We start from the raw sequence: 19,981 nt of genomic DNA on the forward strand, positions 1-19,981 counted from the left end.
GATGTGGAAGATATGAAAAGCAAGAATGCAAACCTGCCGCGCTATCTTTACGTGGCAAGCGTGGTTGTTCTGATCGTCGGTTTGCTAAGCGCCGGTGTGGTGTATTACTTCGCTGCGGATGGCGGCAACCATGGCCTGGGTTACAACGTGGTGGGCGGCAGCGCCTACGCCGCCGGTGAGTCGAAGGCATATTTGCGGGATATGGAAATGTACGGCGGCACATCAGGCAGGCTGATTGGCGGCTTCAATCAATGGCTGGCCAGTCTTTGGCATGGCAAGCGGCTGGCTTATGTGTTGGCGATCTCTGCTGCCGTGATTTCGTATGTCTGCTTCTGGGTTGCTCGTGATCTGGAGTTGTTTGCAACTGGTGAGACAAATGGAGGATAGGGGAAAGTCTGCTATCGGCAACTGCGGACTGTCGGATATCGCACGACTTATCATTGTCTCGTTGGGCGTTCCGTGGCAGCACGCGTTGGCCGTTTCTCATTCATTTCATAGCCTTAGGTACCAAAATGTCGTTTACTTTCAAATGCACATCCTGTGAAGAAATTCACGAAGGCATGCCGAATTTCGATGCTCATGCACCGTTAAGTTACTACGCAGTTCCTGAGAATGAACGGGCGGAGCGTTGTGTCCTTGGCAGTGATGACTGCGTTATCGACAAAAAGTATTTCTTTGTTCTTGGATGCATTGAAATACCGGTGAAGGGCGCAGTTGAGTCATTTAGCTGGGGCGTATGGGTCTCTCTGAGTGAAACTAACTATATGGAATGGGCCAAGTATTTTGACGAAACAGAGCGTTCTCATATCGGGCCTTTGTTCGGCTGGCTCGATGCTTGGTTGAAGCCCTATCCAGACACGATGAATCTCAAAACAAGAATTCATTTGCGAGATGACGGTGTCCGCCCATTTATTGAGTTAGAGCCTACGATCCACCCACTCGCAGTTGAACAGCGGAGCGGAATTTCAGAAGCACGTGTCGCGGAACTCTACTCTTTAATGATGCATCAACATGACGGCTAGAGTCGATTGTTGCCAGCCGCATCGGTCAGAGAACCAGGCACAAAGTCCGAGGTAGATATCGAAATCGTTTATCCGATCTATAAGGATGGCAAGAATCCATATAGTCCCTTCGCAAGTTTCGGGCTCGATCAAGACTGAATTCGCTTGTATGAGCTGAATCATCTTCGATCAATTGACGTCAGTAAATGGTGCGTTGTGCTGGCTCATCCGAGCGATGTCGATTTAGTCGGGGTCTAGCTTGATCAAATTAGCCGCGAGACCAGACGCGATCTCGCGGCTGATGTCGATTTAACCGTCGCTAGTGATCACAAGACAGCCCTTCATAATTCTGACTTCCACCGGCGAGTGTGGCGAAATCCCTGCACGCGCAATTCCCTTGCCACCTAAACGAATCCACAAAACCTCGGGATCTTCTTCCTGATAAAAGGAAGCTGTGAGCCGGCTAGCTTCGTCTGTAGCCATTGGATCGGGGATGGTTTGTGTGGGATTTTGCTTGCTGACGTCAGGCGGATACGTCAACGTATCAATGGGATGATTTGGCGGAGGTGAGGCAGATGCGGATGATGCTTTTGCTGCGCGGAAGCTAGTCATTGCGGACTCCTTTGGGTGGCAGTTAAGCCGCTTCCCGCTTCCTAACGGGAGGGCGGCAAATAGCAGGGTAGGAAGACCGGCACCCAAAAGCAAACCGGCAGCCCGAAGGCTCCCCACCATCGCCGCCCATAGAGAACGCGCAATGGTGCTCGCACAAAAAAAACCGCATGACGCGGCTTGTGCGCTTTTGAGTATTCGGGCTTCCCAACCCGGCCCCTTCTTTTTCAGGGACGGCGTCACTATAAACGCTAATGAATGCTATGACAATTCTACTCGGATCAATAGTCTGAGATATTCGGAAGATTCGTATAGGTGAAAATTTCGGAGCTGAAGGAGGAAGAGTACAAGTTCAGGGCAGATCTTGTAATGACATATCGCTCCATTTTTAAGCATCTTAATCTTCATACTGGCTCGATATTTGGCACAACTTATTTCATGGAATACGTCATTGTATGGCTTGATCCCGGTCTCTTTCGTTCCGAATGCGTATGGCCAGTTCCGTGGCGGTGGCAGTCTAGTGGGATATTTTCATGAGAGCAATTTTTCTCAAAAAATTTCACCTCGTGAAAGTACTTATATTGAAGTATTTCTACATAAATTTATCTAAAAACGCGTTGATAGGATAGGTGGAAGTATATTTAGAAGTATTTTTCATGATTATAAATATGCAAAAATAACTTTAAAATCAATTAGTTATAATGTTTTGACTTAATTTTTACTTAGAAATAAAAATGTACTTTTAGATTAAGTATTAAAAAAACGTTGCAAAACATATGGGTGGCAAGTACACTGCGACTTATTCGTAAAGGAGTACGTCATGGTCGCAATCAAAAAGAAGCCAAATCCACGTTCGCCAAATATGCCATTGGACGATGCTCTTGCGCGGGCCCTCAAAGTGTATCAAGCGGAAGGTCGACACTCTGCACCGAACGAAGTTGTTATGAAGCATTTGGGCTACAACGGGAAGAATGGTGCTGCATTGCAGGCGGTGGCATCCATCCGGTATTGGGGGCTTGTAGAGCGTCCTAGGGACGGCCAGCTAATGGTTTCTAAGACCTTTGAAGATTTTCAGTTCACGCCTGATCCAGCTCACAAGCAGGAGTTGCTTATTGGTTTTCTGAAAAGCCCGCCACTGTATGCGGAGCTATTGGAAAAATATGCTGATAGATTACCATCGGATGGGAATTTGAAATTCGATCTCATTCAGAGGGGCTTTGATCCTGCAGCAGCGGATACGGTGGTGGGAATTTTCAAGCGATCTGTCGAATTTGTTCGTTATTACGACGTAGTTGGGCAGCCTAAGGGGCAAGTCGAGTCAGTTGTGGAGAAGACGACTGAGGATATCGTGACTGAGGGGGGCGATATACGGCCCCAGGTTGCGCCTGTGGGGCAAGAGCTTCCGCGTTATCAATTTAGCGGTGTTAGTGGAAGCCATTTAGATGAGGGAATGGATCGAGTACCGGTGAAATTGGCTGGCGGCAGGCGAGCATTTCTTGAGATTCCGACTCCGTTTTATTTGGCTGATAAGGAGCGTCTTAAGGCTTACATTGATTTCCACTTGGCGGACGATGAAGATGTGCCGCAAACAGATGGTAAGTAGGAAAGGAAAAGGGCCGGCACAGTTAGCGCTGTGCTGGCCCTTAATCTCCCCGGACAAATGGACTGTCCAACGGGAGGCCGGGAAAGACCCGATTACATTGCAGGCGCATTATTGTGCTATCGGTCTCTGGTGTCAAGAGTCCTTGGATTATGGAGGCCTTTATGGTCGCATCCAACCGTCCGGCTCCCCCTGGGTTTCGCTGGGTTTGCTGTAAGAGCTTCAAGCACTGGAGAAGCGGAAAATTAGTGTACCCAAAGAGTGGCGATTGTTTCATGTTCTTGGTACGCGCTAAATAGGCTGGCTGAAAGTTATTTCATCACCTAGAGTATGCTTCTTGATTCCATTCCACGAGCGGTGAGGTCGCATCGTGATTCCTTGGTGGATGTCGTAGCGAGTGCTTTCGACATCCCACTTCCCTGATCTCGGCGACAATCGAGCAAGTAAAGTTAAGGGCCACAAATTCAGGGTTAGATCTCGCGATCCATAGGGGCAATGGTATGCGTACAAAAGACGCATGATGCGGTTTGTGTGTTTGTGGGCTGTCAAAAAATCCGGCCTCTGCTAAGAGAATTCCCAAAAACGGAGCAAACTTACGCACTAAACCGCACCGCCTGCCGCGCCAGCAAACGCCAATGCCCATCAAGCTTCTTCCAAACCATCAAAATCTTCAGCGACACATTTCCCGGTTTTCCTGAATCATTGGTAACGGCGACAAAGGTGTGCCGCACCACCGCCGTGTCCTGCACGATTCGGATGCTTTGGTCGGACAAGGCGATACTGGAAAAATCAGATTTTCCGCTGACGAGGGCATCGACGAATTCTGTCTTGTCCTGCACCTTTCCATTTGAATGGCCATAGCTCAGTTCATCCATCACCAGCGACTTCAACGTCGCGCCATCGCCGGGATGGTTCATCGCTGCACGCAAAGTTTCGACAACATCCGCTACCGCTTGCTGCTCATCTACTGGCGTGGCCGCCGCTCCTTGTGCAATCGCCATGGAACAAACCATCGCGATGCATAACATCATCCATTTTTTGAACATTGAAGTCTCCTGAGGATTGGCAATTCGTTTTTCTTATCAGCCATCAAGCTGTCGGCAGAACTTGATCGTTCTGAAAACGGCATGGCAATCGGCGGTTTCGCGCCACCGATCGCCATGCTTGTTTAAGTCGCCAGCAAAGCACCGTCAACCAGGCGCGACAAGCCCAGTGGATTGCCATCTTGCAGGGCCGCCGGCAGCAAGTCGGCGGGCAGATCCTGATAGCACACCGGCCGCAGGAAGCGATCGATTGCGCTGGCGCCGACCGAGGTACTGCGGCTGTCGGAGGTGGCCGGGAACGGGCCGCCATGCACCATCGCGTAGGACACTTCGACGCCGGTCGGAAAGCCGTTCACCAGGATGCGGCCAGCCTTGCGTTCAAGGGTTGGCAGCAGTTTTTTGGCCAGCGCATGGTCGGTTGCATCTAGTTGCAGCGTCGCCGTTAATTGCCCGGCCAGGTGTTCTGCCACGGCGCGCATTTCATCTTCATTCTTGCAGGCGACGATCAGCGAGCTGGGGCCGAAGATTTCATCTTCCAGTTGCTCGCTGGCCAGGAAGGTTGCGGCGTCGGTGGCAAACAATGCTGCCTGTGCGGCGCATGGGCCGGTTGCCGCCAGGCCTTGGCCGACGCTCTCAACGCCGGCAATGGCGCGCATGCGTTCGACGCCGCTGACATAGGCGCTGTGGATGCCGGGGGTCAGCATGGTGCCGGCGGCTTTGGCTTTCAATGCATTGGATGCGGCTTCCTGGAACTGCGCCAGGTGTTCGCCTGCCAGGCCGATCACCAGGCCGGGGTTGGTGCAGAACTGGCCGACGCCCATGGTCAGCGAATCGACGAAGGCGCTGCCGATTTGCGCGGCGCGCGCGGCCAGGGCGTTTGGCAGCAGGAACATCGGGTTGATGCTGCTCATTTCTGCGTAGACCGGGATCGGTTCACGGCGCTGTGCAGCGGCGCGCATCAGGGCCAGGCCGCCCTGGCGTGAGCCGGTGAAGCCGACTGCCTTGATGGCGGGATGGCTGACCAGTGCTTGTCCAACTGCGTTGCCATTGCCGATGATGAGGGAGAACACGCCTTCGGGCAGTTTGCAGGTGGCGACGGCTTGCTGGATCACGCGGCCGACCAGTTCGGAAGTGCCGGGATGGGCGCTGTGGGCTTTGACGACGACCGGGCAACCGGCGGCCAGCGCCGCTGCGGTGTCGCCGCCGGCGACTGAGAACGCTAGCGGGAAGTTGCTGGCGCCGAAGACGGCGACCGGACCGAGGGCGATCTTGCGCAGGCGCAGGTCGGAGCGGGGTGGGGTGCGTTCTGGCAGCGCGGAATCGAGGGTGGCGTTGAGGTAGTGGCCGTCGCGGATGACTTTGGCGAACAGGCGTAGCTGGCCGACGGTGCGGGCGCGCTCGCCTTCTAAGCGGGCGGTTGGGAGGCCGGATTCCTGGGTGGCGCGTTCGATGAGTTGCGGGCCTAGGGCCAGGATGCCGGTGGCGATTTCTTCCAGGAAGCTGGCGCGTTGTTCTTGCGTTGTTTCGCGGTAGGTGTCGAAGGCTTGTTGGGCTAGGGTGCAGGCTTGGTCTACGTTTGTTTGGGTGCCTGCGCCGAAGTCGGGGGTGATTTTTTCGTTGGTGGCGGGGTTGATGGCTTGGAATGTGCCTTCTTGGCCTTTTATTGCGGATTGGCCGATTAGCATTTCGCCGGTGATGTTCATTTATCTGTCCTTGGTGTTTTGGTCAATTCGGGAGGACGCAGTTAAATGGGGTCGGAGTTTTTTTTCGCGGTTTTTGCGAAAATTACTCTGACCCCTTTTAACGGGCCACGGAGTACGTGCGTTGGTATTTGGATGTTCGGTCGTCGTTACTTGAAAAGGTTGCTACTCCGTGGATGCTTGCCGGGGGTAGCCCGGCAGCTAGTTACTTTTTCTTGCTTCGCCAAGAAAAAGTAACCAAAAAGAAGGCGACCGCAAAGCCCTTGCCTTCCCTTCGGTCAGGTCCCCAAAAGAGGTGCGTGCCAGTCGGGTGGGACACAAACTCGCTGCGCTCAAACATGTGCCCCACAATTCCCGACAGTCACGCGCCTCTTTTGGCAAGTTCTCAATGCGGGGTAGTTCAACAGCAACGGCAACTTCAAGAGCAACGGCAACTGCAACTTCAAGAGCAACTGCAACTTCAAAAGCAGCTTCAACTTCAAAAACAACGGCAACTTCAACGTCAAAAGCAGCAACCCCGCGTTTTTTTGCGTGGGCTGCGCTGCTGCTTGGTAATTACTGCGGTCCTTGCGCCAGGATCAGGGTTTTCAGTTGTTCGCGTTCTTCTGCGTTCAGGTCGATCAGCGGTGTGCGTACCGGGCCGCCGTCGTGGCCGACGATGGTGGCGCCGGCTTTGACGATGCTTACTGCGTAGCCGGCTTTTTTGTTGCGGATTGCCAGGTAGGGCAGGAAGAAGTTGTCTAGCAGGCGGCCGGTGGTGGCGTGGTCGTCGGTTTTGATGGCGTTGTAGAAATCGATTGCCAGTTTTGGCAGGAAATTGAATACGGCCGATGAATAGACTGGTACGCCTAGCGCTTTGTAGGGGGCTGCAAAGAGTTCGGCTGTCGGCAAGCCGCCCAGGTAGGTCAGGCGATCGCCGAGGCGGCGGCGGATTGAGACCATCAGTTCGATGTCGCCGATGCCGTCTTTAAAACCGATCAGGTTGGGGCAGCGGGCAGCCAGGGTTTCCATCGAATCGGCATTCAGGCGGCAGATGCCGCGGTTGTAGACGACGACGCCGAATTTGACCGATTTGCATACCGCTTCCACGTGCGCCAGCAAACCGTCTTGCGAGGCTTCTGTCAGGTAGTGGGGCATCAGCAGGATGCCTTGTGCGCCTAGGCGTTCGGCTTCTTGCGCAAATGCGATGGCGGTGCGGGTCGGGCCGCCGGCGCCGGCCAGGATCGGGACTTTGCCGCGGCAGGTTTCTACCGCCAGCCGTACTACGTCGGAATACTCAGAGGTGGTGAGCGAGAAAAATTCGCCAGTGCCGCCTGCCACGAACAAGGCGCTCGCACCGTAGGGAGCCAGCCATTCCAGGCGCTCGGCGTAGGTGCTCGGGCGGAAGTCGCCTTGCGCATCGAAGTCGGTAATCGGGAAGGACAACAGGCCGGAGGACAGTGTTTGCTTGAGTTCTTGAGGATTCATGGTCTCGTCATGGGTAGTGCTGCGGTTGATAACGGAACGCCGCTGCTCGCTGTTGTCATGAGGCGTTTGGCGTTTCGACTTAAGTTATCAGTCATCGTACAACAAAGATTTGCAGTACGCAAGCATGTGTCGTTATCGATTTAATCGGGAAGTGGGGGTATTGCAGGCCGCAGAGCGGAGGATGCCGGTTGTTCCGGCGGCATTGCGCCGGCCGGAAAAGAGATTTGTCGCCGGAACTTGGGGCGCCGGCGGGCGGTGGGCGGTTTAGGGCATCGGCGCCATGCTGTCTTGTACTTTACGCAAGCGTTCGCGGCTGTTGCTCAGGTGGGTGCGCATGGCGGCGCGGGCGGTCTCGGGGTCCTGGCGCACAATGGCATTGTAGATATCTTCATGCTCGCGGTGCACGCGGTCGAGATAGGCGGCCGGATCGTCATGCGCCAGCCGCGCCGAATTGATGCGGGTGCGTGGAATGATGGTGGTGCCGAGCTGGGTCAGGATGTCGACAAAGTAGCGGTTGCCGGTAGCTTGGGCGATGTGCAGGTGGAATTGCACGTCGGCGGCGACTGAGTCGCCATGTTCGTGCGCGCTCTTCTGGAAGGCGTCCAGCGCCTGCCGCATCAGCGCCAGTTGTTCCTCGTTGCGCCGCGCCGCCGCTAGCCCCGCGGCTTCGGCTTCGAGGCTGATGCGCAGTTCCAGGATCGCCAGGATGTCGCGCATGGTGATCACGGTTTCCGGATCGATGTCAAAATTACCGCTGCTGCTGGCGGCAAGTACAAAGGTGCCGATACCGTGCCGGGTCTCTACCAGTCCGGAGGCTTGCAGGTGTGAAATCGCTTCGCGGATGACCGTGCGGCTGACGCCCTGGGTACGCATCAGTTCCGACTCGGTCGGTAACTTGTCACCGGGTTTGCTGGTGCCGTCGCGAATGCTGTCGGCGATGCTGGCGACCACGCTCTGGGCCAGGTTGCGGTGCTTTTTGCGCGGGGCGCTTGGGGCGAGCGAGAGATTGAGCGGTGTATTCATGGGCGGGGCCGCGGTTTGGTAAATCTAGTTGCTAAATTATTTTTGGCTGATTATACTACGAATCAAGTTGTAGGATGACTGATAACACTCAACGGCTGATGCTACAAAAATGAGCACATAACACTAAAAATAGTGCCTGGAAGCTATTCCAACGCTGGCCTTAACGCCGGCAACGACAGGAGACGTAGTTGACTATCGATAAAACGGGCGCACCGGCGCAGTTGCAGGGCCGGCGCGGCAATGTGCGTTACATGATCTTGTTCATGCTGTTTGCGGTGACCACGTTCAATTACGCCGACCGCGCCATTCTTTCCATTGCCGGTACCGCAATGAAGGGCGAACTGGGCTTCGATGCGGTCACCATGGGGTTCATCTTCTCGGCTTTCAGCTGGGCTTATGTGTTGGGCCAATTACCAGGCGGTTGGCTGCTGGACCGCTACGGTTCCAAGAAAATCTACGCCATCAGCATTTTTGTCTGGTCCTTGTTTACGCTGTTGCAAGGCGGCGTGCATTTTCTCGGCGCGCTGTGGGCGGTGCCGGCGCTGTTTATGCTGCGTTTCATGGTCGGCCTGGCGGAAGCGCCGTCGTTTCCTGCCAATGGCCGCATTGTCGCTGCCTGGTTTCCGACCAGCGAACGCGGCATGGCGTCGGCGATTTTCAATTCGGCGCAGTATTTCGCCACCGTCCTGTTTGCGCCGCTGATGGCGTGGATCACCCATGCTTATGGCTGGTCAGAAACCTTTGTGGTCATGGGCGGGACCGGGCTGGTCATCAGCATGATCTGGCTGCGCGTGATCTACAGCCCGAAAGACCATCCGCGCCTGAGCAGCGCCGAACTGGCGCATATCCGTGATGGCGGCGGGCTGGTCGAGATGGACCAGGGCCTGAGCGGCGGCGATGGCGGCGAGTCCAAGGTCAACCGTGGCGCAAAACTCGCCTATCTCAAGCAACTGCTGAGCAACCGCATGCTGGCCGGGGTCTATCTGGGCCAGTACTGCATCAATACGATTACCTATTTCTTCCTGACCTGGTTCCCGATCTATCTGGTGCAGGAGCGCGGCATGTCGATCCTGAAAGCAGGTTTCGTCGCCTCGCTGCCGGCGGTATGCGGCTTTCTTGGCGGCGTGCTGGGCGGCCTGATTTCAGACCGCCTGATCAAGCGCGGCTTTTCATTGACCTGGGCACGCAAGATCCCGATCGTCGCCGGCCTGCTGCTGTCGACCACCATGGTCTTGTGCAACTACGTCGATACCCAATGGATGGTGGTGGGCATCATGGCGCTGGCATTCTTTGGCAAAGGCGTCGGCGCGCTGGGCTGGGCGGTGGTGGCGGATACTTCGCCAAAAGAGATCATCGGCCTGACTGGCAGCCTGTTCAACATGTTCGGCAACATCGCCGGGATCACCGCGCCGATCGTGATCGGCTACATCATCAAGGAAACCGGTAACTTCGAATGGGCGCTGGTGTATGTCGGCGCCAACGCGCTGGTGGCGGTGATCAGCTATCTGGTGATCGTGAAAGATATCAAGCGGGTGGTGCTCAAGCCGCTCGACAAGGAAGCACAACCGTACAAGAAATTATCCGGAGTGGAATCGAGATGAGCGCAACATCAGCAGAAGCAGCAGAAGCGATAGCCGGCAAGCCGCTGTATATCCGCATGCAGGATGACGATAACGTCGCCATCGTAGTCAATGACGGCGGCTTGCCGGCGGGGGCGGTGTTTCCTTGCGGCCTGGTATTGCGCGACAAAGTCCCGCAAGGCCACAAGGTAGCGCTGCGCGATCTGGCCGAAGGCGAAGCTATTATCCGTTACGGCGTAGCGATTGGTTTTGCCTTGCGCGCCATTCTGCAAGGCAGCTGGATCGAGGAATCGCTGGTGCGCATGCCACCGGCGCGTGAACTCACCAACCTGCCGATTGCGACGCGGGTTCCTGCGATGGCGAAGCCGCTGGATGGCTACACCTTCGAAGGCTATCGCAATGCCGATGGCACTGTCGGCACGCGCAATATCCTGGCGATCAGCACTACGGTGCAATGCGTATCCGGCGTGGTGGAACATGCGGTCAAGCGCATCAAGGCCGAACTGTTGCCGAAATATCCGCATGTGGACGACGTCATCGGCCTGGAACACACCTATGGCTGCGGCGTGGCGATCGATGCGCCGGGCGCCGAGATTCCGATTCGCACTTTGCGCAACATCAGCATGAATCCGAACTTCGGCGGCCAGGCGATGGTGGTCAGCCTCGGTTGCGAAAAACTGCAACCGGGCCGGTTGTTCCCGCAAGGCGCGATTCCGATCCAGAATACCGGCGGCAAGGAAGACGGCTTGCGCGTGGTCTGCCTGCAAGATGCGGAGCATGTCGGGTTTGAATCCATGATCGACGACATCATGGCGACGGCGGAAGAGCAGTTGGGTGAATTGAACCGGCGTCGCCGCGAAACCTGTCCGGCATCCGAGCTCACCGTCGGCGTCCAGTGCGGCGGCAGCGACGCCTTCTCCGGCGTGACTGCGAATCCGGCGGTGGGCTATGCCACCGATCTGCTGGTGCGCGCCGGCGCCACCGTGATGTTCTCCGAAACCACGGAAGTGCGCGACGGCATCGACCAGCTGACATCGCGCGCCGCCAATGCAGAGGTAGCGGCAGCGATGATACGCGAGATGGCCTGGTACGACGATTACCTGACGCGCGGCGGCGTCGACCGCAGCGCCAACACCACGCCGGGCAATAAAAAGGGCGGCCTGGCGAATATCGTCGAGAAGGCCATGGGCTCGATCGTCAAGTCCGGCAGCAGCGTTATTTCCGGCGTGCTGTCGCCTGGCGACAAGGTAAAACAAAAAGGCTTGATCTACGCCGCCACACCAGCCAGCGATTTTGTCTGCGGCACATTGCAACTGGCGGCCGGCATGAACCTGCACGTCTTTACCACCGGACGCGGCACTCCCTACGGCCTGGCGGCGGTACCGGTGATCAAGGTGGCGACGCGCAACGACCTGGCGCGCCGCTGGCACGACCTGATGGACGTCAACGCCGGCCGCATCGCCAGCGGCGAAGCCAGCATCGAAGACGTCGGCTGGGAACTGTTCAATCTGATGCTGGATGTCGCCAGCGGCCGCAAGCAAACCTGGGCCGAACATCACAAATTGCATAACGCGTTGACGCTGTTCAATCCTGCGCCGATTACCTGATGACGGTTGAGGTTGCGCGTTACATAAGCTTCCCATAAAAACAAGAGGACCCGCATGCATCTGAAAAAAGCACGATATCCACGATATGCACGATATGTTTTCCTGGCGGGCTTCCTGCTGCTGGCGTCGGCAAGCTTCGCCAAAACCATGGTGTACGTGTCGAATGCCGACAGCCGCGATATCTACGTCATGGAACTGCAGCCGGACGGCAGCGCGACGATGGTGGAACAGGTAGCTACCGGCGGCACTGTGATGCCGCTGGCTGTCAGTCCGGATCACCATGTCCTGTACGCCTCGTTGCGTTCGCTTCCCTATTCTGTCAGCAGCTTTGCAATCAACCGGCAAAGCGGCAAACTAGACTTGCTGTCTACCGTGCCGCTGGCAGACAACATGGCCAATCTTTCGACCGACAAGAGCGGAAAATTCTTGCTGGCGGCGTCCTACACCGGTAACAAGATTTCCATCAACCGCATTGGCAAGGATGGTGCGGTGGAAGCGCCGGCGCAGACCGTCATCGCCACGCGCGAAAAAGCGCATGCAATAGCAACGGACCCGGCGAATACGCATCTGTTCGCCAGCAATCTTGGCGGCGACATCATCCTGCAATACAAATTCGATGCACACAGCGGCCAGGTGACGCCCAACGATCCGCCGTATGTCGAGACCAGGAGCGGCGCCGGGCCGCGTCACTTTGTGTTCGACCGCCACGCACGCTTCGTCTACTGCACCAACGAACTGGACGGCACACTGAATACCTATGCTTACGATGCCGCTGCCGGCACCTTGAAATTGTTGTCCACCGTTTCGCTGCTGCCGAAAGGTTTCAAGGGCGATGCGCTGGCGCCGGCGGATCTGCACCTGACGCCGGACGGACGCTTCCTGTATGCCTCGGAGCGGACCTCCAGCACGCTCAGCGGATTCGCGGTCGATCCTGATAGCGGTGCGCTGACCCTGGTCGGCAGCTTCCCGACGGAGACCCAGCCGCGCGGATTCAATATCGATCCCAGCGGACGTTATCTGCTGGCGGTCGGACAAAAATCCAATCACATGAGCAGCTATGCCATCGACCAGAAGAGCGGCGAACTGCACCTGTTGCATCAATATGAAATGGGCAAGAACCCGAACTGGGTCGAGATCATCGATCTGCAATAAAACAATAGGACTTACGCAAAATTTCGCCAGCAAGGCATGCCGACGAAGATAGTACGAAGGTACAGCTAGGAGGCATAACGCCGCTGGCGGAATTTTGCGTAAGTCCTAAACAACACACTCCTGGGAGACGCCAAGCATGATGACACCGCTAGCCAAGATCACCCGCAGCCAACCGCCTGTACGCATGCAACGCCGCTTTTTCATGGGTGGCAGCGTTGCTGCCTTGTGCACCTGGATGCTGGGTGCGCCGTTGCTGGCGCAAGCCGCCGCTGCCAAAACACCGGCCAAGGAAGCATTTCTGAAGACATCCCTGATGCTGACCGGCCATGCAAAATTACCGCCGGCGCAGGCGGAGCGTGTTTATCAAGCGCTGGCCGCCGGCGATCCTGCCTTTGCCGGGAAAATACTGGATCTGCAGAAATTCATCGCGGAGCGCAAGTTGAACGCCTCCGGCCTGCAGGCGGCGCTGGATAGCGAACAAGCCGCATTCGCCGCGCTTCCGCGCAACATCCTGCAGGGCTGGTATGTCGGCGTGGTCGGCAGCGGCGCGCAGGCCAAGTGCATCGACTATGAAGAAGCCTTGATGAACCTTGCCGTCAGCGATCAGCTGCGGCCGCCAAGCTATGCCTACGGCGCTTACGGTTCATGGGCAGCGCAACCAGTGCAGACAACGAGGAAGAAAGCATGAGCGACAACATATCGGCCGACGTCGTGGTCATCGGTTCCGGCATTGTCGGTGGATTGATTGCGCAGAAGCTGGCCAAGCAAGGCGTTTCGGTGCTGATGCTGGAGGCAGGGCCGAGAGCCGACCGGGCCACCATCGTCGCCAACTTCCGCAATTCTCCGCGCAAGGACGATTTCATGTCGCCCTATCCGTTTTCACCCTGGGCGCCGCATCCGCTCTACAAACCTAGCGATAACGGCTATCTGGTGCAGGCTGGTCCTTATCCCTATCCCGCCGAATATATCCGCATGGTCGGCGGCACCACCTGGCATTGGGCGGCGCAAGCCTGGCGTTTGCTGCCCAACGACCTGCGCATGAAAACGCTTTATGGCATCGGCCGCGACTGGCCGCTTTCCTACGACGAGCTGGAGCCGTTCTACCTGGAGGCGGAAACCAGGATGGGCGTTTCCGGTTCGCTCAAGAACGGTTCGCCGCGCAGCGCGCCGTTTCCGATGCCGCCGGTAGCGGAGTCCTGGGCGCAGCGCCGCTTCCGTGAACGGCTGGCGCCGGCAGGTTATGAAGTGATCGAAAACACGGTAGCGCGCAACAGCCAGGTCTACGATGGCCGGCCGCCCTGCATGGGCAACAACAACTGCATGCCGATCTGCCCTATCGGCGCCCAGTATCACGGCGGCAACGCGGTCGATGCGGCGGAAGCCGACGGCGCCAAGCTGATCGCCAACGCCGTCGTGTATCGCATCGAGCACGATGAGAAGGGCCGCATCGCCGCAGTGCATTACTATGATCCGGACAAGAAATCCACGCGCGTCACCGGCAAGGTGTTCGTGCTTGCAGCCAATGGCATCGAAAGCCCGAAACTGTTGCTGCTGTCCGCCAGCGACAAGTATCCGCAGGGGCTGGGGAACAGTTCAGGCACGGTAGGTCAGCATTTGATGGATCACCCCAGCAACAAGCTCACCTTTGAAACGGACGAAGCCAACTGGCCCGGCCGCGGGCCGATGAGCCCGGCGTCCATCAATCATTTGCGCGATGGCGCGTTCCGCAGCGAACATGCGGCGTTCCGCATCGATATCAGCGACGCCTCGCAGGTGCTGGCTGTAACGCAAGAGTTGATCGCCAAAGGCGTGTATGGAGTAGAACTGGAACAGCAACTGCGGCATCGGGCGGCGCGCCAGGTCAGCCTAAAAAACGTCATGGAGCAATTGCCGTTGCCGCAGAACCGCGTGGTGCTGAGCTCACGCAAAGATGCCTTGGGCATCCCGACGCCGCAGATCCATTATCAGATGGACGACTATATCCATCGCGGCATGGCCCTCGCCAGAGTCGAATACGGCAAGATAGCCAAACTGATGGGTGGCACCAATCTGCGCTACAGCGAGGAAGGCAAGTACAGCAACAACCAGCATATCACCGGCACCCTGAGCATGGGCGGCAACCCGGCCGATTCAGTGGTGGACAGCCATGGCCGCAGCCACGACCACGACAACCTGTTCATCGCCGGCACCGGCATCATGCCCACCTCGGCCACCGTCAATTCCACGTTGACTGCGGTGGCGCTGGGGTTGCGTAGTACCGACCTGATCAAGGCCGCCTTGTGAAAGATGGCCCTTTTGCCAGTTGAATCTGGAAAAGGGCCTGGAGGTTGTTGACGATTGCGGGCTTATCTTGGTAACTCCCGCGACTGCAGGTCGAACGGCACATTCGCCGGTATGTCCTCAGGATGATCCTTGTGCGGGAACAGCAACGCATATTTGGACTCGATGAAGTACACCCGATTTCCCACAATCACCCCGGAGGACGGATCGTTCAGCCCGTTGACGATCGTGTCCAGCGTCGCAGTGTTGCCGTTGATCCTGGCGAGGCTGACCTGGCCGCCGTAAGGGCCGGTCTTGCCGAAGGCGTTGCTCTCGAAGATCGCCATGCGGTCCGGCGCATAGATACGGATGGCGTCGGCATTTTTCAGCACCCGTGGCATGTCGATGCGGCTGACCGCGCCGGCAGCGCCGTTGTCCTCGACGTCGACTCGTAACACATAAGGTACGGCGCTGACCAGGCTCACATACAGTTTGTGGTCGCCGTCGAGCGCAATGCCGTTCAGGAAGAGACCGTCGCTGCCCGCTCCCATGCGCGGATCTTCTTTCCAGATACTCAGCGCCGCAGCCCCAAGCGACAGACGCAATACGCGTGGATGGAAGGAATCGGTGACATACAGCGTGCCTTGGCTGTCTTGCGCCAGGTCGTTGCAATATCCTTTGTCAGGCATCGGGTAGCTGGCGCGTGGCACGCCGCTCGCGAGGTCGTAGCTTTTCAGGGCGCTCGGTGTGGACGGCACGCTGGTGAAACCCCAGTTGCCAGAGCAGACCCACAACAGCTGATGCGCGGCGTCGACCAGCACGCCCTGGCCGTTCGCCAGGCCGTTAGAACCGGGCTTCACTAGGATTTCCGGTGCGCTGCCATCGGGCCGCACACGCGCTATCGCACCCTGATGCCAGCTGCCGACATAAAACGAGCCGTCCGGTCCGATCGCCAGGCTTTCCGGATACCAGTCTGCCGGCAAGGCCAGGGTCGGCAGAGGGGCCGCAGCGCCTGCGGCGAGGGCCGGCTGTTGGCCGTACACCAAGGTGCTTAATAAGATTGCAGATAAGGCAACGCTACGCAACAGGCTATCTGGCTTCATTTTCTTCTCCATATTTTGGGTAGGCGAAGCCATTCTCACTCCGGCATAAAATTTGATAAACTGGCCAACACTTTAATCACTCAACACTCAGGCTTCTGAATGGACCGATTAACCAGCATGGCTGTTTTCGTTCGTGTGGTGGAAAAAGGCAGCTTCGCCGCGGTGGCGGAGGAGTTTTCGCTGTCGACCACGATGGTCGCCAATCATGTGCGGGCGCTGGAAACCCATCTCGGCGCGCGCCTGCTGGACCGTACTACGCGCCGCCACAGCCTGACTGAAATCGGTAGCGTGTATGTGGAGCGCTGCCGTGATGTGCTGAGCAGCGTGCAGGCCGCAGATTATGTCGCCGAAGCCTTGCGCGCGGTCCCGCGCGGCAAGCTGCGCATGACTTCACCGGTCACCTACGGCGCACATCGGCTGGTGCCTCTGATCGGCGAATACATGACCTTGTTTCCAGAGGTGCAGGTTGAACTGGTGCTCAACGACCGCGTAGTGGATATGGTGGAAGAGGGTTTTGAAGTGGCGTTGCGTTCGGGCGTGGTGGACGGCGCCAACCTGATCGCGCGCCCGCTGCGGTCGTCGCGCATGTTTGCCGTGGCCAGCCCGGCTTACCTGCAGCATCACGGCGCGCCGCAGCATCCATCCGAACTGGAAAGCCACAATTGCCTCGGCTTCATGTCCTGGGGAAAAGATCATTCCTGGCGTTTCACGCAAGACCAGGAAGAGGTGCAAGTACCGGTGCGCGGATCATTCATCAGCAACAACGGCCAGGCTCTGCTGACTGCTGCGCTGAGCGGCATCGGCGTCGTGGTGCAGGCGGATGTGCTGCTGGATGCGGCTATCGCGTCGGGCCAACTGGTGCGCCTGCTGCCGGACTGGAGCTTGCCGGCGCGGCCGATCCATCTGGTCCGCACCCGCGATTCGCGGCCGACAGCCAAGCTGCGCACATTTGTCGATTTCCTGGTGGAGCGGCTCGCCTAAGGCAAGACGATGACGACCGCTTGCAGCTACAAGCCGAGCCGGTAGAACCTGGTGTCCTGCTTCATGCGCGGGAAAGCCGGCGGCAGCTCCGCCGCCGTAATTTCCGCAAAACCGTTCTTTTCATAGAAGCGATGGGCTGCCAGGAAGGCCGCGGTCGTTCCCAGATAGATTTCTTTCAACCCCTGCTCCCTCGACCATTCGACCAGGGTTTGTAGTAAGCGGTGGGCTACCTGGTGTTCGCGGCCGCGAAACGGCACCTGCACGAACATCTTGCGCAGCGCGCCCTGGCCATTGCCGATATCCCGTAGAGAGATGCTGCCGACCACTTCTTCACCGGCCAGCGCCAGCCAGAAGTTACCGTGGCCGCTTTGATAGAAATTGGGAATGTCGAGCAGATCGGGCTGGTCTTGCAAAGTAATGGGGACGCCGAATTCTTCCTGCTGAATCGGCAGGATCAGATTGGCGACACCGTCGCGATACCGTTCCGAGTAGGTGCAGATGGCTATCATTGTTGGCGATCCAGAGGAGAACGCTGTCATTCGATGCTTCCGACACAGGGGACCGCGGTAGAAGCTGACTGCTTTTATTGCGAGCTTGGGAGGGGATGACAGCGAACCGGGCGGCTCGCTGTCATTTGGCTGCTTATTTCTCTGTTGTGGTGGCCGGTTGCTGCGCCGCGAACTTGGGATTGCTCTTGATCAGATCCGACTCGTCGCCCAGAATGTAGGCGGCTTCATTCAACAGCACGTCTTTTGCGCTCTTCTGCTTTTTCTCTGCCGCCAGATCGGCGCTGAGACTGCGTTCATTCGCTTGCAGGCCGTCGTCCTGGGTGTCGGCGTCGAGTGCATCCTTGTTGCCGATATCGCTGGCCTTGCGCGCCTTCTGGCGTGCTTCCTGCTGGGCCATTTCGGCGCGCCGGTCGGCTTCATTGAGCGAGATCGAGCGTTTCTTGCGCTGCGTGTTGATCTCGTTGACATCTTCCACAAAGCGCTGGAAATCCTTGTCTTTGTCCACCCGCGCTTCATGCCGGCTCTGCAGCACCGGAATCATGTCTTTCACGTCGCCCCGCTGCACGTATTCAGCCGGCTTGACTTGCGACCATGGCAGCGCGTTGTCGTAGCTGGACTCGCCGAAATTCTCGGTGTCCGAGAAGCCCGGCAAAGCGACATCCGGCGTAACGCCGCGCAGTTGCGTCGTACCGCCGTTGATGCGGAAGAACTGGGCGATGGTCATCTTCAACTCGCCGAATTTCGGCTTGTCGTTGTGCGCCAGCTGGTCCAGGTTGACCATGGTTTGCACGGTGCCCTTGCCAAAGCTGCCTTCGCCGATGATCACGCCGCGGCCGTAATCCTGGATCGCTGCCGCGAAGATTTCCGAAGCCGATGCCGAACCGCGATTGATCAGGACGCCCAGCGGGCCGGTCCAGACCGGCACGGTGCGGTCGTCGCCTTCCACATTGACGTCGCCACGGGCGTTGCGTTGCTGGACGATGGGTCCCTTGCCGACAAACAGGCCGGTCAGATCGACCGCTTCAGTCAGCGAACCGCCGCCGTTGTTGCGCAGGTCGATCAGCACGCTGTCGACTTTTTCCTTCTTCAGATCGTTCAGCAAGACTGCTACATCGCGGCTGGCGCTGCGGTAGTTCTTGTCGCCCTTGCCGCGCGCATCGAAGTCTTCATAGAAGGCGGGCAAAGTGATCACGCCGACCTTGCGCGTGGTGTCGCCGTTCTTGGTGGTGATGATGGTTTTCTTGGCGGCCTGCTGTTCCAGGCTGATCTTGTTGCGCACCAGGCTGATCAGCTTGTGCTTGCCATCCGGACCGGCATCGGCTGGCAAGATGTCCAGCTTCACCACCGAATCCTTGGCGCCGCGGATTAGTTTGACTACGTCGTCGATGCGCATGCCGACCACTTCCGTCATGACACCCTTGTCGCCTTGCGCCACGCCGACGATGCGGTCGCCAACGGCGATCTTGCCGGACAATTGGGCCGGACCGCCCGATACCAGTTCACGGATGGTGGTGTACTCATCCCTTTCCTGCAGCACGGCGCCGATGCCGACCAGCGACAGCTTCATGGCGATATCGAAATCGGCAGCGGCTGTGGTGCCCAGGTAGTCGGTATGCGGTTCGATCGATGTCGCATAAGCGTTCATGAAGATCTGGAACACGTCATCGCTTTTGTATTTGTAGGCGCGCGCCAGCGAATTGTCATAGCGTTTGCTGAGCGTATCGCGGATCGCCGGATCCTTCTTGCCAGCCAGTTTCAGGCGCAGCCAGTCGTTCTTGACGCGCTTGCGCCAGAGGTCGCGGCTTTCCACCTCGGTTTTCGGCCACGGCTCCTTGTCGCGCACGTAGGCAAAATCTTCTTTCTGGCTGAAGTCGAAACCCTGCTTCAGCAGTTCCTTTGAATACGTCAGGCGCTCAACGATACGTTGCTGGTACAGATTGAAAATATCGAAAGGGAGGCTGAGATCTTCTTTATAGATGGCGTCGTCCAGCTTGCTGCTTTGCGCGGTGAACTGGTCGATGTCCGACTGCACGAAAAAGAATTTTTCCGGATCCAGCAACTTGATGTAGCGGGTGACGACCTTGCCCGCGAGCGCATCATCCAGCTTCACCGGTTTGTAGTGGAAGCGGGTCAGGAACTGTGCGCTCAGGTGGGCTGCCTGCGCTTGCTGCTGCAATGGCGCCAGGACCGGCGGTGGTCCCGACTCCAACGCATGGGCAGCGGTGGACAATGCCAACAAGATACAAAGCAGACTATTTTTTAGGCGCATATAACCTTCGATTCGATGTTCGTGCAAATTGGAGCGAAAGAGGAACAAAACAGGAGCAAAACGGGAGCAAAAACAGCA

General features: G+C 57.5%; 17 protein-coding genes. 9 read left to right on the forward strand and 8 right to left on the reverse strand.

Annotated features, from left to right (window positions below; translation table 11 throughout):
• The first annotated feature begins 3 nt into the window (after window positions 1-3).
• Both LT85_RS25130 and LT85_RS01105 read left to right on the forward strand, forming a co-directional pair.
• The gene (locus LT85_RS25130; RefSeq protein ID WP_156117389.1) at window positions 4-387 is read left to right on the forward strand and encodes a hypothetical protein; all 384 of its coding nucleotides are present in this window, start codon (window positions 4-6) and stop codon (window positions 385-387) included.
• A 125-nt stretch (window positions 388-512) separates the two neighbouring features.
• Complete coding sequence (locus tag LT85_RS01105) at window positions 513-1,022, forward strand: DUF2199 domain-containing protein (protein WP_038494664.1); 510 nt, start codon at window positions 513-515, stop codon at window positions 1,020-1,022.
• A 288-nt stretch (window positions 1,023-1,310) separates the two neighbouring features.
• Here LT85_RS01105 and LT85_RS26315 read toward each other — a convergent pair whose 3' ends face one another.
• The gene (locus tag LT85_RS26315) at window positions 1,311-1,613 is read right to left on the reverse strand and encodes a hypothetical protein (RefSeq protein WP_156117390.1); all 303 of its coding nucleotides are present in this window, start codon (window positions 1,611-1,613) and stop codon (window positions 1,311-1,313) included.
• 817 nt (window positions 1,614-2,430) lie between these two features.
• Here LT85_RS26315 and LT85_RS01110 point away from each other — a divergent pair.
• The gene (locus LT85_RS01110; protein ID WP_038484249.1) at window positions 2,431-3,213 is read left to right on the forward strand and encodes a hypothetical protein; all 783 of its coding nucleotides are present in this window, start codon (window positions 2,431-2,433) and stop codon (window positions 3,211-3,213) included.
• 590 nt (window positions 3,214-3,803) lie between these two features.
• Here the strand turns inward: LT85_RS01110 and LT85_RS01115 are convergent.
• The 4 genes from LT85_RS01115 to LT85_RS01135 form a co-directional block, all read right to left on the reverse strand.
• Window positions 3,804-4,256 carry a nuclear transport factor 2 family protein gene (locus LT85_RS01115; protein ID WP_038484252.1) on the reverse strand — a complete coding sequence of 151 codons (453 nt, stop codon included), beginning with the start codon at window positions 4,254-4,256 and terminating at the stop codon, window positions 3,804-3,806.
• A 122-nt stretch (window positions 4,257-4,378) separates the two neighbouring features.
• Window positions 4,379-5,956, reverse strand: coding sequence for an aldehyde dehydrogenase (NADP(+)) (locus LT85_RS01120; protein WP_038484255.1), 1,578 nt, complete (start codon window positions 5,954-5,956; stop codon window positions 4,379-4,381).
• A 552-nt stretch (window positions 5,957-6,508) separates the two neighbouring features.
• Complete coding sequence (gene kdgD / locus LT85_RS01130) at window positions 6,509-7,420, reverse strand: 5-dehydro-4-deoxyglucarate dehydratase (protein ID WP_038484261.1); 912 nt, start codon at window positions 7,418-7,420, stop codon at window positions 6,509-6,511.
• 264 nt (window positions 7,421-7,684) lie between these two features.
• Entirely contained in the window at window positions 7,685-8,443 is a 759-nt protein-coding gene (locus tag LT85_RS01135; RefSeq protein ID WP_038484264.1) for a FadR/GntR family transcriptional regulator, read from the reverse strand.
• A 251-nt stretch (window positions 8,444-8,694) separates the two neighbouring features.
• Between LT85_RS01135 and LT85_RS01140 the strand changes: the two genes are divergently transcribed.
• The 5 genes from LT85_RS01140 to LT85_RS01160 all read left to right on the forward strand — a co-directional run bounded on the left by LT85_RS01140 (window position 8,695) and on the right by LT85_RS01160 (window position 15,065).
• Window positions 8,695-10,044, forward strand: coding sequence for an MFS transporter (locus LT85_RS01140; protein ID WP_052135461.1), 1,350 nt, complete (start codon window positions 8,695-8,697; stop codon window positions 10,042-10,044).
• Window positions 10,041-11,630 carry a galactarate dehydratase gene (gene garD / locus LT85_RS01145; RefSeq protein WP_038484266.1) on the forward strand — a complete coding sequence of 530 codons (1,590 nt, stop codon included), beginning with the start codon at window positions 10,041-10,043 and terminating at the stop codon, window positions 11,628-11,630. Before LT85_RS01140 ends, garD begins: the two co-directional genes overlap by 4 nt.
• A 54-nt stretch (window positions 11,631-11,684) precedes the next feature.
• Window positions 11,685-12,782 (forward strand): lactonase family protein, encoded by a 1,098-nt coding sequence (locus LT85_RS01150; RefSeq protein WP_081991899.1) that lies wholly within the window; start codon window positions 11,685-11,687, stop codon window positions 12,780-12,782.
• A gap of 136 nt (window positions 12,783-12,918) precedes the next feature.
• Window positions 12,919-13,470, forward strand: coding sequence for a sugar dehydrogenase complex small subunit (locus LT85_RS01155; RefSeq protein WP_052134488.1), 552 nt, complete (start codon window positions 12,919-12,921; stop codon window positions 13,468-13,470).
• Window positions 13,467-15,065 carry a GMC family oxidoreductase gene (locus tag LT85_RS01160; RefSeq protein WP_038484269.1) on the forward strand — a complete coding sequence of 533 codons (1,599 nt, stop codon included), beginning with the start codon at window positions 13,467-13,469 and terminating at the stop codon, window positions 15,063-15,065. Before LT85_RS01155 ends, LT85_RS01160 begins: the two co-directional genes overlap by 4 nt.
• Before the next feature lie 62 nt (window positions 15,066-15,127).
• Here the strand turns inward: LT85_RS01160 and LT85_RS01165 are convergent, their stop codons facing one another.
• Window positions 15,128-16,144 carry an SMP-30/gluconolactonase/LRE family protein gene (locus LT85_RS01165; RefSeq protein ID WP_253273638.1) on the reverse strand — a complete coding sequence of 339 codons (1,017 nt, stop codon included), beginning with the start codon at window positions 16,142-16,144 and terminating at the stop codon, window positions 15,128-15,130.
• A gap of 99 nt (window positions 16,145-16,243) precedes the next feature.
• On the opposite strand from LT85_RS01165, the gene LT85_RS01170 reads away from it, so the two are divergent.
• Entirely contained in the window at window positions 16,244-17,125 is an 882-nt protein-coding gene (locus LT85_RS01170) for a LysR family transcriptional regulator (RefSeq protein ID WP_038484272.1), read from the forward strand.
• A gap of 26 nt (window positions 17,126-17,151) precedes the next feature.
• Here LT85_RS01170 and LT85_RS01175 read toward each other — a convergent pair whose 3' ends face one another.
• Both LT85_RS01175 and LT85_RS01180 read right to left on the reverse strand, forming a co-directional pair.
• The gene (locus LT85_RS01175; protein ID WP_038484275.1) at window positions 17,152-17,634 is read right to left on the reverse strand and encodes a GNAT family N-acetyltransferase; all 483 of its coding nucleotides are present in this window, start codon (window positions 17,632-17,634) and stop codon (window positions 17,152-17,154) included.
• Between the two features lie 133 nt (window positions 17,635-17,767).
• Window positions 17,768-19,903 carry a carboxy terminal-processing peptidase gene (locus LT85_RS01180; RefSeq protein WP_038484277.1) on the reverse strand — a complete coding sequence of 712 codons (2,136 nt, stop codon included), beginning with the start codon at window positions 19,901-19,903 and terminating at the stop codon, window positions 17,768-17,770.
• Window positions 19,904-19,981 lie beyond the last annotated feature (78 nt).

It is taken from the genome of Collimonas arenae (assembly GCF_000786695.1).
Classification (GTDB): Bacteria; Pseudomonadota; Gammaproteobacteria; order Burkholderiales; family Burkholderiaceae_D; genus Collimonas; species Collimonas arenae_A.

Coding starts and splice junctions, on each gene's coding strand:
- LT85_RS01175 (WP_038484275.1), bottom strand. CDS start 17,634: ATGATAGCCATCTGCACCTACTCGGAACGGTATCGCGACGGTGTCGCC.
- LT85_RS01135 (WP_038484264.1), bottom strand. CDS start 8,443: ATGAATACACCGCTCAATCTCTCGCTCGCCCCAAGCGCCCCGCGCAAA.
- LT85_RS01120 (WP_038484255.1), bottom strand. CDS start 5,956: ATGAACATCACCGGCGAAATGCTAATCGGCCAATCCGCAATAAAAGGC.
- LT85_RS01105 (WP_038494664.1), top strand. CDS start 513: ATGTCGTTTACTTTCAAATGCACATCCTGTGAAGAAATTCACGAAGGC.
- LT85_RS01180 (WP_038484277.1), bottom strand. CDS start 19,903: ATGCGCCTAAAAAATAGTCTGCTTTGTATCTTGTTGGCATTGTCCACC.
- LT85_RS01110 (WP_038484249.1), top strand. CDS start 2,431: ATGGTCGCAATCAAAAAGAAGCCAAATCCACGTTCGCCAAATATGCCA.
- LT85_RS01150 (WP_081991899.1), top strand. CDS start 11,685: ATGCATCTGAAAAAAGCACGATATCCACGATATGCACGATATGTTTTC.
- LT85_RS01140 (WP_052135461.1), top strand. CDS start 8,695: ATGATCTTGTTCATGCTGTTTGCGGTGACCACGTTCAATTACGCCGAC.
- LT85_RS01165 (WP_253273638.1), bottom strand. CDS start 16,144: ATGAAGCCAGATAGCCTGTTGCGTAGCGTTGCCTTATCTGCAATCTTA.
- LT85_RS26315 (WP_156117390.1), bottom strand. CDS start 1,613: ATGACTAGCTTCCGCGCAGCAAAAGCATCATCCGCATCTGCCTCACCT.
- LT85_RS01170 (WP_038484272.1), top strand. CDS start 16,244: ATGGACCGATTAACCAGCATGGCTGTTTTCGTTCGTGTGGTGGAAAAA.
- LT85_RS01160 (WP_038484269.1), top strand. CDS start 13,467: ATGAGCGACAACATATCGGCCGACGTCGTGGTCATCGGTTCCGGCATT.
- LT85_RS01155 (WP_052134488.1), top strand. CDS start 12,919: ATGATGACACCGCTAGCCAAGATCACCCGCAGCCAACCGCCTGTACGC.
- kdgD (WP_038484261.1), bottom strand. CDS start 7,420: ATGAATCCTCAAGAACTCAAGCAAACACTGTCCTCCGGCCTGTTGTCC.
- LT85_RS01115 (WP_038484252.1), bottom strand. CDS start 4,256: ATGTTCAAAAAATGGATGATGTTATGCATCGCGATGGTTTGTTCCATG.
- garD (WP_038484266.1), top strand. CDS start 10,041: ATGAGCGCAACATCAGCAGAAGCAGCAGAAGCGATAGCCGGCAAGCCG.